This window comes from Clostridium sp. CM037 (assembly GCF_055081095.1).
Genome location: NZ_CM143650.1, coordinates 1190136 through 1205054, shown reverse-complemented (window position 1 = coordinate 1205054; position 14919 = coordinate 1190136). Strand labels below are relative to the sequence as shown.

Sequence of the window (14919 nt, the reverse complement as noted above, 5' to 3'; positions counted from 1 at the left end):
AAAAATTTGTACCTTTATGGCGACGAACTTTGTATTTGTTTTAATCAAAACATGTATTATTATCTATTTTCGTCAACTTTATGATATTTAAAACATATCAAACATTTGATTTTCATGATTTAATAACATTTCATAAATAAATAAACAAATCGCTATCAAGTTTATAGTTTTTATAATTCTTACTCATTAACTACTGGACATTTTCAAATTATTAATCTACTATTAATTAATAAGATTCTATTAATTAACATAAAAATATATAGGAGGTTTTTAATTATGGCAACTGCACATTCGTTTGACATAGTATCAGATGTCGATATGCAAGAAGTAGACAATGCAATAAACCAAGCATTGAAAGAAGTTAAACAAAGATATGATTTTAGAAATACTATTACTGAAATTAACCTAGGAAAAGAAGATATTAAAATAATATCTGATGATGATTTTAAATTAAAATCAGTTATAGACGTTCTTGTAAGTAAGTTAATTAAAAGAGGTATATCTGGAAAAGCATTAGATCTAGGTAAACAAGAACCTGCTACATTAGGTTCTGCAAGGCAAACAGCCAAAATTGTAAAAGGTATTTCTACTGAAAAATCGAAAAAAATAATTGCTGAAATTAAATCCAGCAAAATTAAAGTTCAAGCTCAAATTATGGATAATCAGCTAAGGGTTACCGGTAAGGACCTTGACGATCTACAGCAAGTAATGGCTTTAATAAAATCGAAAGATTTTGATATTCCCCTACAATTCACTAATTATAGATAGTTACATTTTTAAAGGTTAGTACCCACTGTACTAACCTTTTTTTATTTACTATCATGATTTACACCAATTACAATCTATTATGAATATTGTAATTATTAAAATTTTATGTATATTGTATAAGATATTATAATAATGTTTAAAATGACAGACCATTATATTTTTTTTGCATAATACGTAAAAGTTTGTTAATTTTTATTATTTTTCTTAAATATTTTCATAAACCTATTGACGTTTTATGTTATTTTTGCTACAATTTAATTATAAATAAGTCGAAAGATGTTTGAGGAGGAAATTAAATGAAATCAACAGGTATTGTAAGAAAAGTGGACGAACTTGGAAGAATTGTTATTCCTATAGAATTGAGAAGAACTTTGGATATAGATATCAAGGACGCTTTAGAAATCTATGTAGATGGTGATCAAATTATTCTTAAAAAATATGAACCAGCTTGTATTTTCTGTCAAAATGCAAGAGACGTTGTAAACTACAAAGGTAAAAATATTTGTAAAGACTGTCTTGCTGAGTTAGGTTCAGGTAAATAATTCAAGATAATTTTTTATTAAATAAAATAGGGCATATAAGCCTAACAATAAAAAAAAGATATCCTTTAAAAGGATATCTCAGGTTGTTTACAAACCCAGTATAATTTTTTTATTATACTGGGCTTTTTACATGCAATTATGCGATAGCATTTTGAGTTATGGATAAATTTAAAATAACAACTATCTTCTTAGTTAGAAAATCAAAAAACAGTAAAGATAGCAGGCTAGCTATCTTTTTCATATTCTGCACTGCTGCTGTAAGCAGACACTGCTCTTGCACATTTTCTAATCCACGCATATGGCAATAGCGAAGCCCATGCAGTTGTTTTGAATCTGCGAAGCTTCGCTCTATAGTTTCTTTTCTTCTTCTATATATATTTCTGCCTTTATCTGTTCTGGTGAACTTTACAACATCTTCTTTATACGTTTCCCAAACATGTCTTCTAATAGTTTTAAACTTGCTTTTTGCAGAAAAGCATTGAGCTCTGTTTGGACATATGTCGCAATATTTTGCATTACCAACATATTCTTTATATCCTTCTCTTGTTGTTGTTTTATAATGTAAAGCCCTTAAGTCAGGGCATACGTAAATGTCCTGCTCTTTAACATATTGGAATTTATTTTTTGTGTACATTCCTTTTGTATGTGGAGACCTACGGTATCCCATTACAGATTTTAATTCCCTCTCATATAGTTTTTTACATATAAGATTTGTAGCATAACCAGCATCTGCACCAACATATTTTGTATTAAAATTAAACTTTTTTATTTGCACATCTAATCTATCGATATAAGGATCAACATCATTTATGTTTCCAGGAGTAACATACACATCAGTAACATACACATCAGTAATTATATTATGTCTGCTATCGACAGTTCTGTGATCTAAATATGAGAAGCCTTCCGGCTTGCCATCTCTCATCATATATCCACTGTCGGGGTCGGTTGTGCTAACTTTAGTTTCTTTTATTTTGGTAACAGGTTCTTTTTCTTTTAAAGGTTTTTTACCATGGTTTATTCTATCTTCTTCCACTGCTTTATTAAGTTCAGCTACATATTCTTTCGGCGTTTTTTCAACTTCAATTTTCACAAGCTTTCGCTTATTAGCATTTGCTTTTAGGTGTGTAGAATCTGTGTAAAGTATTTTACCGGTTACCATCTTAAGATTTATAGCCTTAAATACTACTTCGTCAAATATTTTTTGAAACACATCTGTTCCTTTAAATCGTCTACGTCTATTTTGGCTAATTGTTGAATGATCTGGAATAGTATCAGTAAGACTTAGCCCTAGGAACCATCTATAAGCCACATTTACTTCAATTTCCTTTACAAGTTGTCGTTCAGATTTTATTCCAAATAAGTACCCAATAAACAGCATTTTAAAAAGTAGAATGGGATCTACGCCAGGTCTTCCATTATCTAAGCAGTAATATTTTTTAGTCAGTTCTCTTATAAAAGAGAAATCCATGTATTTATCTATATTTCTCAAAATATGGTCTTTAGGAACTAAATCTTCTAAATACACCATTTCTAGTTTTTGTTGTGTGAAGTTTTTTTCATTAATCATAATAATGCCCTCCGAATTATAAAGTTTGTATACTATATATATTCGACATTGATGTCCTAAAATCCTTTTTGAATATGAAAAAAACACTCCAATTTTAAATTAGAGTGTTTTACATTTTATGTTTGTCAACGGTCTGAGATATCCTTTAAAAGGATATCTTTTTTTATGTCTTCAACCTAAACTCGCTACAGCACTTTGAGCAAGTTATAATAATTTTACCTTTTCCTCTTGGTAATCTTAATTTTTGTTCACATTTAGGACAGCTAGTTATTATATACTTCTTTTTTTCCTTTAATCTCTCTATAGGTCTATAATTTTTAATTTTAATATTAATTAGTTTAATATTTTGTTTTAAATTATTGATTTTACGATAAAAATGTCTTTCTATATTTTCAAAAACAAATTTTTCATTATTTCTCCCATGTACATTAGTTGACCTACATCTCCAAATTGAATATATAATAAGTGCTGTTCCTAAAATCCATGAATACCTAGCTACTAACAAAAATATTCCTATCAATAAGGTTGCTGTTGAAAATCTATCCCAGCCATAAACTTCTCTAGAAGATTTAACAAACATTTATACTATTCCCCCTATCATTTTCTGAAGTAGATAACAATTATTAATTGTTATCTACTTTAACATGTGTAAGCAGTAAACTAAATATAATAATTTTAATTTAGCACTTTCAGCAATGTTATTCTTATATTATATTCTAGCACTATAAATGCTATATTATTATTAATTTTCTGTAAAAAATACCCCCAAAAACCTTTTAAGCTCCTGTTACTATTACTTATTTAATTAATAGTATGGGAAATCGTCAACCTATATAGCTAACTAACCTATAGAGAGAATACGATATAAGTAAAATATAAAACTAGTTAGAATTAAATTTTACAAAAATGTTATAACATCACTGATAAATCACTAAATGAAAATGTAACTTTTATTATATTTTGTCGAATATATTTATCTATTTTCATTTTTAATCAGTTTATATTAAACTTTTAAAAATCCCATTGACTATATGTGTAATACATGTTAATCTTAGAGTAAGAAATAAGTCGAAATATACCGTTTATATAGGAAACTTATTTTGATATAATCCCTTTAAAATTAAATACCCCCAACTATAAAAAGGAAAATATTTTATGTAGATGTATCTGTAGCGGTTATTATTAAATTAGTTTCCTTTTTTATCCCCCCACAGTATCTTATAAATAGACTTTAATTATTTGTATATAAAAAACTTGAGCAAATGCTCAAGTTTTTTTATTTTCTTAGATAATATTATTTTTACAATTCCTTATTCCCAAAATTCACAAATCTCTTTTTTAGCATGAGTGCTATTATTTATTATATGATAATTGTCCCATTCCTTTGGGAAAAGTCGTCTATACCTTTGGTTAAGGAATCTATCATCTATTAATAGCGCGATCCCACTATCTTCCTCTGTTCTAATTACCCTTCCCGCCGCCTGTAGTACTTTATTCATACCTGGGTACATATAAGAATATTCATAGCCACAATTGCTTTTATTATTAAAGTATTCTTTAATAATTTCCCGTTCAAAGCAAATCATAGGATGACCTACACCGATGATTATAACACCAATTAATGCATCACCTTTTAAATCAATACCTTCAGAAAATATACCACCTAAAACTCCAAAACCTAAAATATTCTCATCACTCGAACTACTAAAGTTTTGCAAAAATTCTTCCCTGGCATCTTCAGTCATAGAATTGGTTTGGATACTTACTTTGATATGTGGATACTTTTGCGTAAAACTATTACACACCTCCTCCAAATATTTATATGAAGGAAAAAATACCATATAATTTCCATTCTTAGCACTTATTACAGAATATATGTACTCTACTATCTTTAGGTAACTATTTTCTCTATATTTATATTTAGTAGAAATGTCCTTAGCTACCATTACCCTAAGCTTACTTTTGTCAAAGGGAGAATTCAGCGTTAAATGGTAATCCTTACTTTCTCCACCCAAAATCTCTTTAAAGTATACTAATGGTAGTAACGTTGCAGAGAAGTATATCACTGATTGACCTCTTTTTGACGCCTCGCTTAAAAGCTTAGATGGATCCAAGCAAAACATTTTTAATACTACGTCATCTAACCCACTTTCTACATAGGTTATATATTTATCATCATAAAGTTCAGCTACCCGAATAAAACTCAAAGAGTTAAAATACAATTCTAAAAAACTATCATATGTTTCAGATTTTTCATTTTTCGTGAGCCATTTTTCTAATATTTTAGTAAGCCTCGTAAGGAGGTTATATATATCCACTGGTTCAGAATTTTGTTTGTAATATCCATCTTCATTACACATTTTCTTCATGCTGTTGATAAGAGCATTTAACTTATTCAAAACTTTGTACATTTGATCGTCAAGACCTTTTATATCTTTTTTCAATTGCATAATCAATTTTTTACTAATTTGCGCTGAAAACATTTCTCTAGCTCTATCCACTAAGTTATGAGCCTCATCAACCAAAAAAGTATATTCCCCACCGTTATCAGTAAAGAATCTTTTTAAGTAAACCCTAGGATCAAATACATAATTATAATCGCATATAACGCTGTCAGCCCACACAGTTAAATCCAATGAAAACTCAAATGGACATACGTTATATTTATTTGAGTATATCTCAATTATTTCTCTGCTAAATGTATTTTCATTTTTCAGAATATCAAGTAGCGCTTCATTAACCCTATCAAAATGTCCTTTTGCAAATTTACATTGCTGCGGATTACACGCACTACCTTTACTAAGACATACTTTATCCTTTGCTGTTAGTGTAATCGTCTTAAATTTAAGTCCATTTGATTTCATTTTATCAAAGGCATCCTCTGCAACTCGTCTTGTTATAGTTTTGGCTGTTAGGTAAAAAATCTTTGTGGTATGCCCTTCTCCCATAGCTTTAACCACCGGAAACAAAGTAGATATAGTTTTACCTATTCCTGTGGGGGCTTGCACAAACATTTTCTTTTTCTCTACTACTGTTTTATATACGCAGACAGCTAGTTCCCTTTGACCGTCCCTATAATTTTCAAACGGAAACAACAACTCTTTTATAGTACTATCTCTTTCCTTATTCCACTCACTAGCAATATTTGCCCATACAAAATAGCTAGAAATAATTTCATCAAAAAATTCTTGTAATTTTTCAATTGAAAAAGCTTTGATAAATTGCTTAGTTTTTTGCGTATCTATTTCATAATAGGTTAATTGAACATTAATAAGCCCAAGATTATTTTGAATCCCATATATATATGCATAACATTTGGCTTGAGCCCAGTGAAGACTATTATAATCTTCCTTAATAAGTTCTATATCTTTAGCAACTGTTTTAATTTCATCTATGGTAACTTTATTATTTTTGATTAGAATACCATCAGCACGCCCCTCAATTATAATCGAGGCCCCATTATGTAGTATACTGTGTTTTAAACTTACCTCAGGGCGATATTCTTCTCCAAGTATTACCGAATACTTTTCTTTATTCTCACTTTGAATTTTTTGATGTGCTTTTGTGCCCTCTACAGCTCTGCTACTCCCCATAAACCTCATATCTAAATCGCCAGCCCTTAGTACAAACTCTACTAAGTTACGCACAGATATTTTTATATCTCTATTTTTATCCACAGACTATACCTTCTTTATTAAATAAACTTATCACTCATAAATTTTCAATAACATTTCAGAAACAAAATCACCCACTTGTATAAGTGGGTGATGATTTAATTGTTTTTCTGCTGATCTATTTTCTCAACTAATTCATTTAAATATGTCCATCGCACCATTAGCTGTTCAGCTTCAACTCCAATATTCTTTTGCTGATTAACTAGTTTCTGCAAATATTCAAAATCACTACTTCCATCATTGATTTTTTTATTAATATCCACAAGTTCTGCTTCCTTTTGCTCAATTTTACCGTCGATTTCATCAAATTCTTTCTGCTCTTTAAATGTAATTTTCAAAAGCTTCTCTTCTTTAATTGCCTCATCTTTACTGCTTGCAACCTCTTCATTTACATCTTTTTTGTCTTCTTTATCTACTTCTAGTAAATTCGGATTTTTTTCTATATATTCTTTATACTCAGAATAATTACCTACAAATTGAATTATCTTTTCATTTCCCTCAAAACTGAATATTTTGTCAGATACTCTATCTAAAAAGTATCTATCATGAGATACAGTTATAACCACACCACTAAACCCATCTAAATAATCTTCGAGTACTGCTAGAGTTTGAATATCAAAGTCATTAGTTGGCTCATCTAAAAATAGTACATTTGGAGCTTCCATAAGAATCCTTAATAAATATAGTCTTCGTTTTTCTCCACCGGATAAACTAGAAATAAATGAATGCTTAGTAGTTCCATCAAATAAGAATCTCTCAAGCATTTGAGAAGCTGTAACCTGTTCTCCATCGCCTGTAGTTATATATTCTGCACCTTCTCGAATGTACTCTATAGCACGTAGCTTTTCGTTCATCTCACCATTTTCTTGATGGAAAAAGCCAATTTTCAATGTTTCTCCCCAATCTATTACCCCTGAATCTGGGCTTAATACTCCACTTAAAATATTCATAAGCGTAGATTTCCCCATACCATTAGGTCCTATAATACCTACTTTATCTCTCCTAGTAAAAGTATGACTAAAATTACTAATTAATTTTTTATCACCATATGCTTTATATATGTTCTCTACATTCATAATCTTTTTACCAAGTCTAGTAGATGCCGAGGATAATTCTAACTTTTCGTTTGTTACATCAACTTTTCCATCGCGAAGCTCATCAAAACGGTCAATTCTTGCCTTTTGCTTAGTACTTCTAGCTTTAGCCCCACGTCTTATCCAAGCTAGTTCCTTTTTAAATAAACTCTCTCTTTTTTTCTCTATTGTATCCATTAAAGCCATTCTTTCAACTTTCTTTTCCAAAAACACACTATAATTCCCCTGATAACTATATAGATTACCCTTATCAAGCTCAATAATTTTATTTGTTATTCTATCTAAAAAATACCTATCATGAGTAATCATAAGTAGTGCACCTTTTCTACTATTTAAAAATTTCTCAAGCCAATCTATTATTTTATTATCCATATGATTTGTAGGCTCATCCAAAATTAATAAATCAGAGGGAGTAATTAGAGCACTACACAAAGCCACTCTTTTTCTTTGTCCACCTGAAAGGTTGCCTATACGCTGCTTAAAATCGGTTATTCCAAGCTTTGTAAGTATTATTTTAGCTTCATTTTGAACTTCCCATCCGTTACATGCATCCATCTTAGTGTTAAGGTTCATTAAAGCATTTTGAACGGACTCATCCTCTGGATTTTCCTCCATTTTCTCCATAGCTACTTCATATTCTCTTATAACCTTCATAACATCAGTTTCACTTTTAAAAATTTGCTCAAGCACTGTAGCTTCTGGGTCAAATTTAGGATTTTGAGATAAATATTCTATATTCACTTTGTTTCCCTTTAAAATTCTTCCCCCATCAGGAACTTCAAAGCCAGCTATTATTTTTAAAAAAGTTGATTTTCCTGTTCCATTAACTCCTATTAATCCAATTTTATCGCCATCACTTATACCTAATGACACTTTATTAATGAGTATTTTTTCACTATAACTTTTACTCATTTCTTCTATTGTTAATAAATTCATATACATACCATCCTTTTCATGTTCTAACATTAGGGGCATGAGATTAAATGTCCCTACACTTCAATTATACCCAAATAAGCACCCAAGTGATAGTGCAAATTCATCTCCGACAAATTTTTCATTATCTCTAGGGTGTATTTTTAAACAAATATACATTTTTTTTACAAATATTAGTTAACTATTATTAACTTCTGATCCATACTTTCATTACAATAAATAACAACAAACTCATGACTAATGCAGCTCCCATAACTATTGGCATAAATATCTGAAATTGTGCTATAACAATGGCTACAATGTCCTTCCATCCTACACCTTCATCACAATTCAAATCACTATCCTTTATTCTTTCTAGTTCTCTTTCCTGTCTCATATATTCCCCCCTTACTTTGGAAATTCAATATACTATCCTTTTATGCTACCAATCATTACCTTACAGCAAGTGGCAAGCTACAAAATGTTTTCCGCCTACATCTTTATACTGTGGACATTCATTTTTGCACCTTTCCATAGCATATTGACATCGGGTATGAAATTTACAGCCAGAGGGTGGATTTGCCGGACTTGGTATGTCTCCCTTAAGAATAATTCTTTCTCTCTTTAATGTTGGATCTGGTAGAGGCACTGCCGATAACAATGCCTTTGTATATGGATGAAGAGGATTATTATACAATTCATTTTTTGATGCTAATTCCACCAAAGATCCTAGGTACATAACCCCTATTCTATGACTAATATGTTTTACTACACTTAAATCATGCGAAATAAATAAATATGAAAACCCCATTTTTTCTTGAAGATCACACATTAAATTAACTATTTGAGATTGAATGGACACATCTAGTGCTGATACAGGTTCATCAGCAACTATAAATTCAGGATTTAATATAAGAGCTCTTGCTATTCCTATTCTCTGCCTTTGCCCACCTGAAAATTCATGTGGGTATCTTCTTATGTGATAAGGTGCAAGCCCACAAATCTCAAGCACCTCTTGAACTCTATCAGCAATTTCGCTTTTAGGCAATAACTCATGATCTACTAGCGATTCTCCAACTATTTGCCCTATAGTAAGTCTTGGATTAAGAGAACTATATGGATCTTGAAAAATTATTTGCATCTTAGGTCTCATCTTTCTTAAATCTTTTTTCGATAAATCAAATACATTTTGATTTTTAAAATAAACATTGCCTTCTGTTTTGTTTATAAGCCTTAACATAGTTCTACCAACTGTAGTTTTCCCACATCCTGATTCACCCACTAGGCCCAAGGTTTCACCTTTATTTATATATAGAGATACCCCATCTACAGCTTTAACATAACCTACAGTCTTTTTAAGTATTCCACCCTGAATAGGAAAATATGTTTTTAAATTCTCTACTCTAACTATTTCATCGTGCACTTACTTCCCCTCCTTGCATCGCTTCATAGTACAAAATATTTATTAGTTGTTTTGCTCATCATATAAAAAGCAGGCTACCTTATGTCCTTGCCTTATCTCGTAAGTAGGTGGTTGCTTCTTTCTACAAATATCCATAGCTTTCGGGCATCTTGCACAAAAATAACATTCTTCTGGCATATTAATTGGGTTTGGAACCTGTCCGGGTATTGAGTATAATCTATCTACATCTTTATCCAGTGAAGGTTTAGATTTCATTAAGCCTTCAGTATATGGATGCATTGGATTTTTAAATAACTCAATTACAGGTGCTTCTTCAATAACCTTACCAGCATACATTACTACTACATATTCTGCCATTTCAGCAATTACTCCAAGATCATGAGTTATTAGCATTATTGAAGTATTAAGCTTTTTCTTTAGATCCTTCATAATATCAAGTATTTGCGCTTGAATTGTTACATCTAATGCAGTAGTTGGCTCATCTGCTATTAAAAGCTTTGGATTACAAGACACAGCCATTGCAATCATTGCCCTTTGGCGCATACCTCCACTAAGCTCATGAGGGTAACACTTCACTATGTCCTCAGCTCTTGGCACTCCAACTAGCTTTAACATTTCTACCGCTTTTCCCCTAGCCTGGGCTTTATTTAATTTTTGGTGGAGCATTATTACTTCTTCTATTTGATACCCTATAGTGAATATAGGATTTAATGAAGTCATAGGCTCTTGAAATATTACTGCTATGTCATTGCCCCTTATTTTTCTTATTTCATCGCCTTTAAGTTCTAAAATATTTTTATCTTCAAACAGAATTTCGCCTCCAACTATTTTCCCTGGTGGTGACGGAATTAATCTCATTATTGACATTGCCGTAACGCTTTTACCACAACCCGATTCTCCAACTACACCTATTATTTCGCCTTCTCTAATATTAAAACTAACATCATCAACAGCTTTCACAATTCCATCTTCGGTGTAAAAATACGTTTTCAAATTTTTTATCTCTACTAAATTCTTACTCATAGCACCCCTCCTAAACCTTTAGTTTTGGATCGATGGCATCGCGAAGTCCATCTCCAAATAAATTTATACCTATTACCGTTAAGAAGATGCATATACCAGGAGGCGCCCAAATCCAAGGTTCGAATTGTAATATATATGCATTGTTAACTGCCTGAACCATTTGACCCCAAGACGGCGTTGGAGGAGTAACTCCAAGTCCTAGAAAACTTAATGCTGATTCCGTTAGAATTGCACCACCTATACCTAAAGTAGCCGAAACTATAATAGACGCATAGGTATTGGGTAGTAGATGACTAAATATTTTTCTCCTATCCTTAAGTCCTAAAGCTTCTGCAGCCTGCATAAATTCCTGTTCCCTAAGTGATAGTATTTGACCACGAACAATACGGCAAAGGCTTGGCCATCCAAGTAATCCTATAATAAACATAACCACATACATCCTATATTGTGGAGCAACATTTAAATCTGACATTACAGCTGCTAGCATTATAAGTAGTGGCAACCCTGGAAAACATAAGAATACATCAACTATTCTCATTATTATACTATCAACCATTCCACCATAAAAGCCTGCAATTCCTCCTAACATACTCCCAATTAGCACTTCAACAAATACAGCAAGTACTCCTACTGAAAGAGATATTCTACCTCCATACATCACTCTTACTAAGACATCCCTTCCCACATCATCGGTACCCAAAAGATGTTTAAAAGATGGTGAAGCTGATACATTGTATAAATCTATAGTTTCCATTTTATAAGGTGATATTAATGGACCAACTAATGCCATAAGCACCATAAACAACAGTATATACATTCCAAATATAGCTAGTTTGTTCTTTTTTAATCGTTTGCTTATTATCTTCCAAGGGCTTAAAATTTCTTCTTTTTTGATTTCATTGATTTTTGGTTTTACTCCTACTTGCATTTTAACACCTCCTATTTAAGCCTTATTCTCGGATCAACTACGGCATAAGTAACATCTGCAATTAAATTTCCAACCAAAGTTAATACTGCAAACAAGATATTTATTCCCATGAGCAGTGGATAATCACGTCCACTTACTGCAGCAATTTCTATAGGTCCTATACCAGGCCATCCAAAAATGCTTTCTGTAATAAATGCTCCAGAAAATAATAAAGGAAGCCAAAATCCCAGTAAAGTAATAACAGGAATCATTCCATTTCTAAGAGCATGTTTATATATAACCACTTTTTCTTTAAGTCCTTTAGCTCTAGCAGTTCTTATATAATCCTGCCTTATTACCTCTAGCATACTGGATCTTGTGTATCTCATAAGACCTGCTACGCTACTTAAAGTAAGTACAATTAGCGGTAGTATCATATGACGAGCTACATCTAAACCATAGGAAATACCTGCTACTGTACTTCCCGCCGTGCTCATTCCAGAAACCGGAAGTATTTTAAGATCTACAGCGAAAATTTTTATAAGAAGCATACCAAAAAAGAAGGAGGGCATAGAAATACCTATCAGGGCAAACACGGTGAAAAAACCATCAAATTTTGAGTACTGCTTAGTTGCAGAAACTACTCCGATTGGAATTGAAATTAATACACTTAGTATTAATGAGAGTATAGCTAGGTAAAATGTATTCCAAATATATGTGTTCATAACCTTTCCTACTGGCTGTTTAAAGTTAGTAGATTCGCCAAAATCCCCATGAAGTACTCCTCCAGCCCACCTAAGATATTGCTTATATGCTGGTAGATCTAGTCCCATTTGCTGTCTTAATTCTTGTTTTCTTTCTGGTGTTAAATGTGGATCCATTTTACCTGTTAATGCATCACCTGGTGCCAACTGTAATATTAAAAATATTACTATAGATACCCCTATTAAAACTGGTATCATTTGCAGTAATCTTCTAGTTATATACTGCCTCATGACAGTCCCCCTTTATAAACTATGCTTGGTAACCCCAAGCATAGTAAAATATAATTAAAGCATAACCTTTGGTGCTGTGATATTTACCTATTTAGCTTTAGGTTCTATTAATTCTGCATCTGCAATTTGATAAGTAAAATTAACATATGGAGAGATGCTTATACCTTTAACTCTTGAACTTACAGCCCACATCATTTTACATTGATCTAACAAAACATATGGAGCTTCCTCCGTGAAAAGTTTTAACCACTTTTGATATAGTACCTTTCTTTCTTTTACATCAGTAGTATTACGAGCATCTGCCATTAATTTTTCACTTTCTTTATTTACCCAATTTCCTGGATTGTATCCACCGAGCTCTGCTTGCTTTTCTGAGAATAATCCTGATGGATCTGGATCAATACTTAAAGTCCAAGACATATTATACATTTCAAATTTTTGTTCATCAAAAACCTTTGTACACAAAGTGTTAAATTCCATTAATTCAGGAATAACATCTATTCCTATAGCCTTCCAATTCTCTTTTACTATTGGAATTAACATTTCAACATATTTACTTCCTTGATAAGTCATCCAATGGATTTGAAACTTTTTACCATCCTTATATCTAAAGCCATCTTCCTTTTTAATCCAACCAGCTTCTTCTAATAATTTATTTGCTTTTTCGGGATTATATTCATATTTCTTTATATCATCAGTATATGCCCAAGAGACTTGTGATACTGGTGCATTACAAACATCAGCATAACCTTTATATCTAGCATCTATAAATCCTTTTCTATCTAACCCATAGGTAAGTGCTTGACGTACTCTCTTATCTTTTAATTTTTCATTTTTAAGGTTTAAACCTATAAATCCATATCCATTATCCGGAAAAAGTTGCATATCTAAGAATCCTGCACTCTTAAGCATTTGGATATTTTCTGGTGCAGTTGCAATTCTATCAATATCTACTTCACCAGCGGATAGTGATTGAATATTAGTTTGGGCATTGGTAACTTTTAATATTAACTTATTAATCTTAGCCTCACCCTTCCAATAATCAGGGTTTTTCTCAAAATCAGCTTCTTGACCTGCCTTATATGCTTTAAATATATATGGACCACTGCCCATCGGTTTTAAGAATGTTTTTTTTAATTTATCTATATTACCTTTTTCAAATGCATAATAACTCTTGCACATAATTCCATAAATAAAATCAGAACTTAGCGCTGGTGCTTTAACATCTGTTAATGTAAATGAAATTGTATTGTCATCTATAACCTTTATGCCTTTAACAGTTTTAGCATCACCTTTATTGTATTCCTTATACCCAACCAATTTATCTACAGCGTCTGTTCTGGGTCCATCATACTTTGGGTCACAAATAGCTGTATAAGTAAATTCCACGTCCTTTGCAGTTAATTCTTCTCCATTGCTAAATTTAATGCCTTTGTTTAAATGGAAGGTATAGGTTTTGCTATCCTTTGAAATCTCCCATTTCTTAGCTACTTTTTCTATAGGATTTCCTTTCTCATCATTTGTCAATAACCCTTCAAAAACTAATTGAGCAACATAACCATCATCTACTGAACTTTCATATATGGGATTAAACTTTCCTTCTGGTGCTGTAAATCCAATAATTAAAGTATCTTTTCTGTTTTTTGCTGTTTGTGGCACTTTTTCTGGATTTACAGCCGCTATAACTTCTGATCCTTTTAAATCCTTTGCCGCTCCCCCAACATCACTTTTACCACAACCCGATAATACTAGAGCCATTGACATTGCTAAACTTAAACATCCAGCAATTCTTCTTTTCATTGTTTTCCCCCCTTTTTTTATAAACAATTTGATATAACTTAATAATTGTTGTTAATATAACAGTCTTTAATTTCGCTATCAATATAATTATATGTTTCATAAGTATTTTAATATTACACTTTATCAACTTAAAGTAATTATAATATAAAATAGACTCACAATTATTTTAAAAATTGTGAGCCTTTTGTAAATATATTTCTCGTCCATTAAA

The 14919-nt window shown here is 31.5% G+C and carries 12 protein-coding genes; 2 read left to right on the top strand and 10 right to left on the bottom strand.

The annotated features are described in order from the left end of the window. The first annotated feature begins 276 nt into the window (after nt 1-276). A complete protein-coding gene (locus ACWJKP_RS05670) occupies nt 277-768 on the top strand; it encodes a YajQ family cyclic di-GMP-binding protein (protein WP_165414514.1) in 492 nt (163 codons plus the stop codon). 296 nt (nt 769-1064) lie between these two features. Beyond that, nucleotides 1065-1310, top strand: a complete 246-nt coding sequence (locus tag ACWJKP_RS05665) for an AbrB/MazE/SpoVT family DNA-binding domain-containing protein (RefSeq protein ID WP_071614011.1) — start codon at nt 1065-1067, stop codon at nt 1308-1310. A gap of 136 nt (nt 1311-1446) precedes the next feature. Here the strand turns inward: ACWJKP_RS05665 and ACWJKP_RS05660 are convergent, their stop codons facing one another. The 10 genes from ACWJKP_RS05660 to ACWJKP_RS05615 all read right to left on the bottom strand — a co-directional run bounded on the left by ACWJKP_RS05660 (nt 1447) and on the right by ACWJKP_RS05615 (nt 14708). Next, complete coding sequence (locus ACWJKP_RS05660; RefSeq protein ID WP_462961441.1) at nt 1447-2880, bottom strand: IS1182 family transposase; 1434 nt, start codon at nt 2878-2880, stop codon at nt 1447-1449. Between the two features lie 163 nt (nt 2881-3043). Next, entirely contained in the window at nt 3044-3460 is a 417-nt protein-coding gene (locus tag ACWJKP_RS05655; protein ID WP_165414641.1) for a hypothetical protein, read from the bottom strand. A 730-nt stretch (nt 3461-4190) separates the two neighbouring features. Beyond that, entirely contained in the window at nt 4191-6557 is a 2367-nt protein-coding gene (locus ACWJKP_RS05650; protein ID WP_224579013.1) for a helicase C-terminal domain-containing protein, read from the bottom strand. 95 nt (nt 6558-6652) lie between these two features. Then, a complete protein-coding gene (locus ACWJKP_RS05645) occupies nt 6653-8584 on the bottom strand; it encodes an ABC-F family ATP-binding cassette domain-containing protein (RefSeq protein ID WP_165414640.1) in 1932 nt (643 codons plus the stop codon). Nucleotides 8585-8768: 184 nt separating this feature from the next. Beyond that, nucleotides 8769-8957 (bottom strand): hypothetical protein, encoded by a 189-nt coding sequence (locus tag ACWJKP_RS05640; protein ID WP_165414639.1) that lies wholly within the window; start codon nt 8955-8957, stop codon nt 8769-8771. Nucleotides 8958-9017: 60 nt separating this feature from the next. After that, a complete protein-coding gene (locus tag ACWJKP_RS05635) occupies nt 9018-9983 on the bottom strand; it encodes an ABC transporter ATP-binding protein (RefSeq protein ID WP_165414638.1) in 966 nt (321 codons plus the stop codon). Nucleotides 9984-10025: 42 nt separating this feature from the next. Then, on the bottom strand, nt 10026-11006 hold the full coding sequence (locus tag ACWJKP_RS05630; RefSeq protein ID WP_462961440.1) for an ABC transporter ATP-binding protein: 981 nt from the start codon (nt 11004-11006) through the stop codon (nt 10026-10028). Nucleotides 11007-11016: 10 nt separating this feature from the next. Further along, nucleotides 11017-11934, bottom strand: coding sequence for an oligopeptide ABC transporter permease (gene opp4C, locus ACWJKP_RS05625; protein ID WP_165414636.1), 918 nt, complete (start codon nt 11932-11934; stop codon nt 11017-11019). Between the two features lie 11 nt (nt 11935-11945). Next, nucleotides 11946-12908, bottom strand: a complete 963-nt coding sequence (locus tag ACWJKP_RS05620) for an ABC transporter permease (protein WP_165414635.1) — start codon at nt 12906-12908, stop codon at nt 11946-11948. Nucleotides 12909-12995: 87 nt separating this feature from the next. Further along, nucleotides 12996-14708 (bottom strand): ABC transporter substrate-binding protein, encoded by a 1713-nt coding sequence (locus ACWJKP_RS05615; protein ID WP_165414634.1) that lies wholly within the window; start codon nt 14706-14708, stop codon nt 12996-12998. Nucleotides 14709-14919 lie beyond the last annotated feature (211 nt).

Excerpts from the sequence above, each read along its gene's own strand:
- ACWJKP_RS05670 (WP_165414514.1), top strand. The coding sequence starts at position 277 with ATGGCAACTGCACATTCGTTTGACATAGTATCAGATGTCGATATGCAA.
- ACWJKP_RS05665 (WP_071614011.1), top strand. The coding sequence starts at position 1,065 with ATGAAATCAACAGGTATTGTAAGAAAAGTGGACGAACTTGGAAGAATT.
- ACWJKP_RS05660 (WP_462961441.1), bottom strand. The coding sequence starts at position 2,880 with ATGATTAATGAAAAAAACTTCACACAACAAAAACTAGAAATGGTGTAT.
- ACWJKP_RS05655 (WP_165414641.1), bottom strand. The coding sequence starts at position 3,460 with ATGTTTGTTAAATCTTCTAGAGAAGTTTATGGCTGGGATAGATTTTCA.
- ACWJKP_RS05645 (WP_165414640.1), bottom strand. The coding sequence starts at position 8,584 with ATGAATTTATTAACAATAGAAGAAATGAGTAAAAGTTATAGTGAAAAA.
- ACWJKP_RS05640 (WP_165414639.1), bottom strand. The coding sequence starts at position 8,957 with ATGAGACAGGAAAGAGAACTAGAAAGAATAAAGGATAGTGATTTGAAT.
- ACWJKP_RS05630 (WP_462961440.1), bottom strand. The coding sequence starts at position 11,006 with ATGAGTAAGAATTTAGTAGAGATAAAAAATTTGAAAACGTATTTTTAC.
- opp4C (WP_165414636.1), bottom strand. The coding sequence starts at position 11,934 with ATGCAAGTAGGAGTAAAACCAAAAATCAATGAAATCAAAAAAGAAGAA.
- ACWJKP_RS05620 (WP_165414635.1), bottom strand. The coding sequence starts at position 12,908 with ATGAGGCAGTATATAACTAGAAGATTACTGCAAATGATACCAGTTTTA.
- ACWJKP_RS05615 (WP_165414634.1), bottom strand. The coding sequence starts at position 14,708 with ATGAAAAGAAGAATTGCTGGATGTTTAAGTTTAGCAATGTCAATGGCT.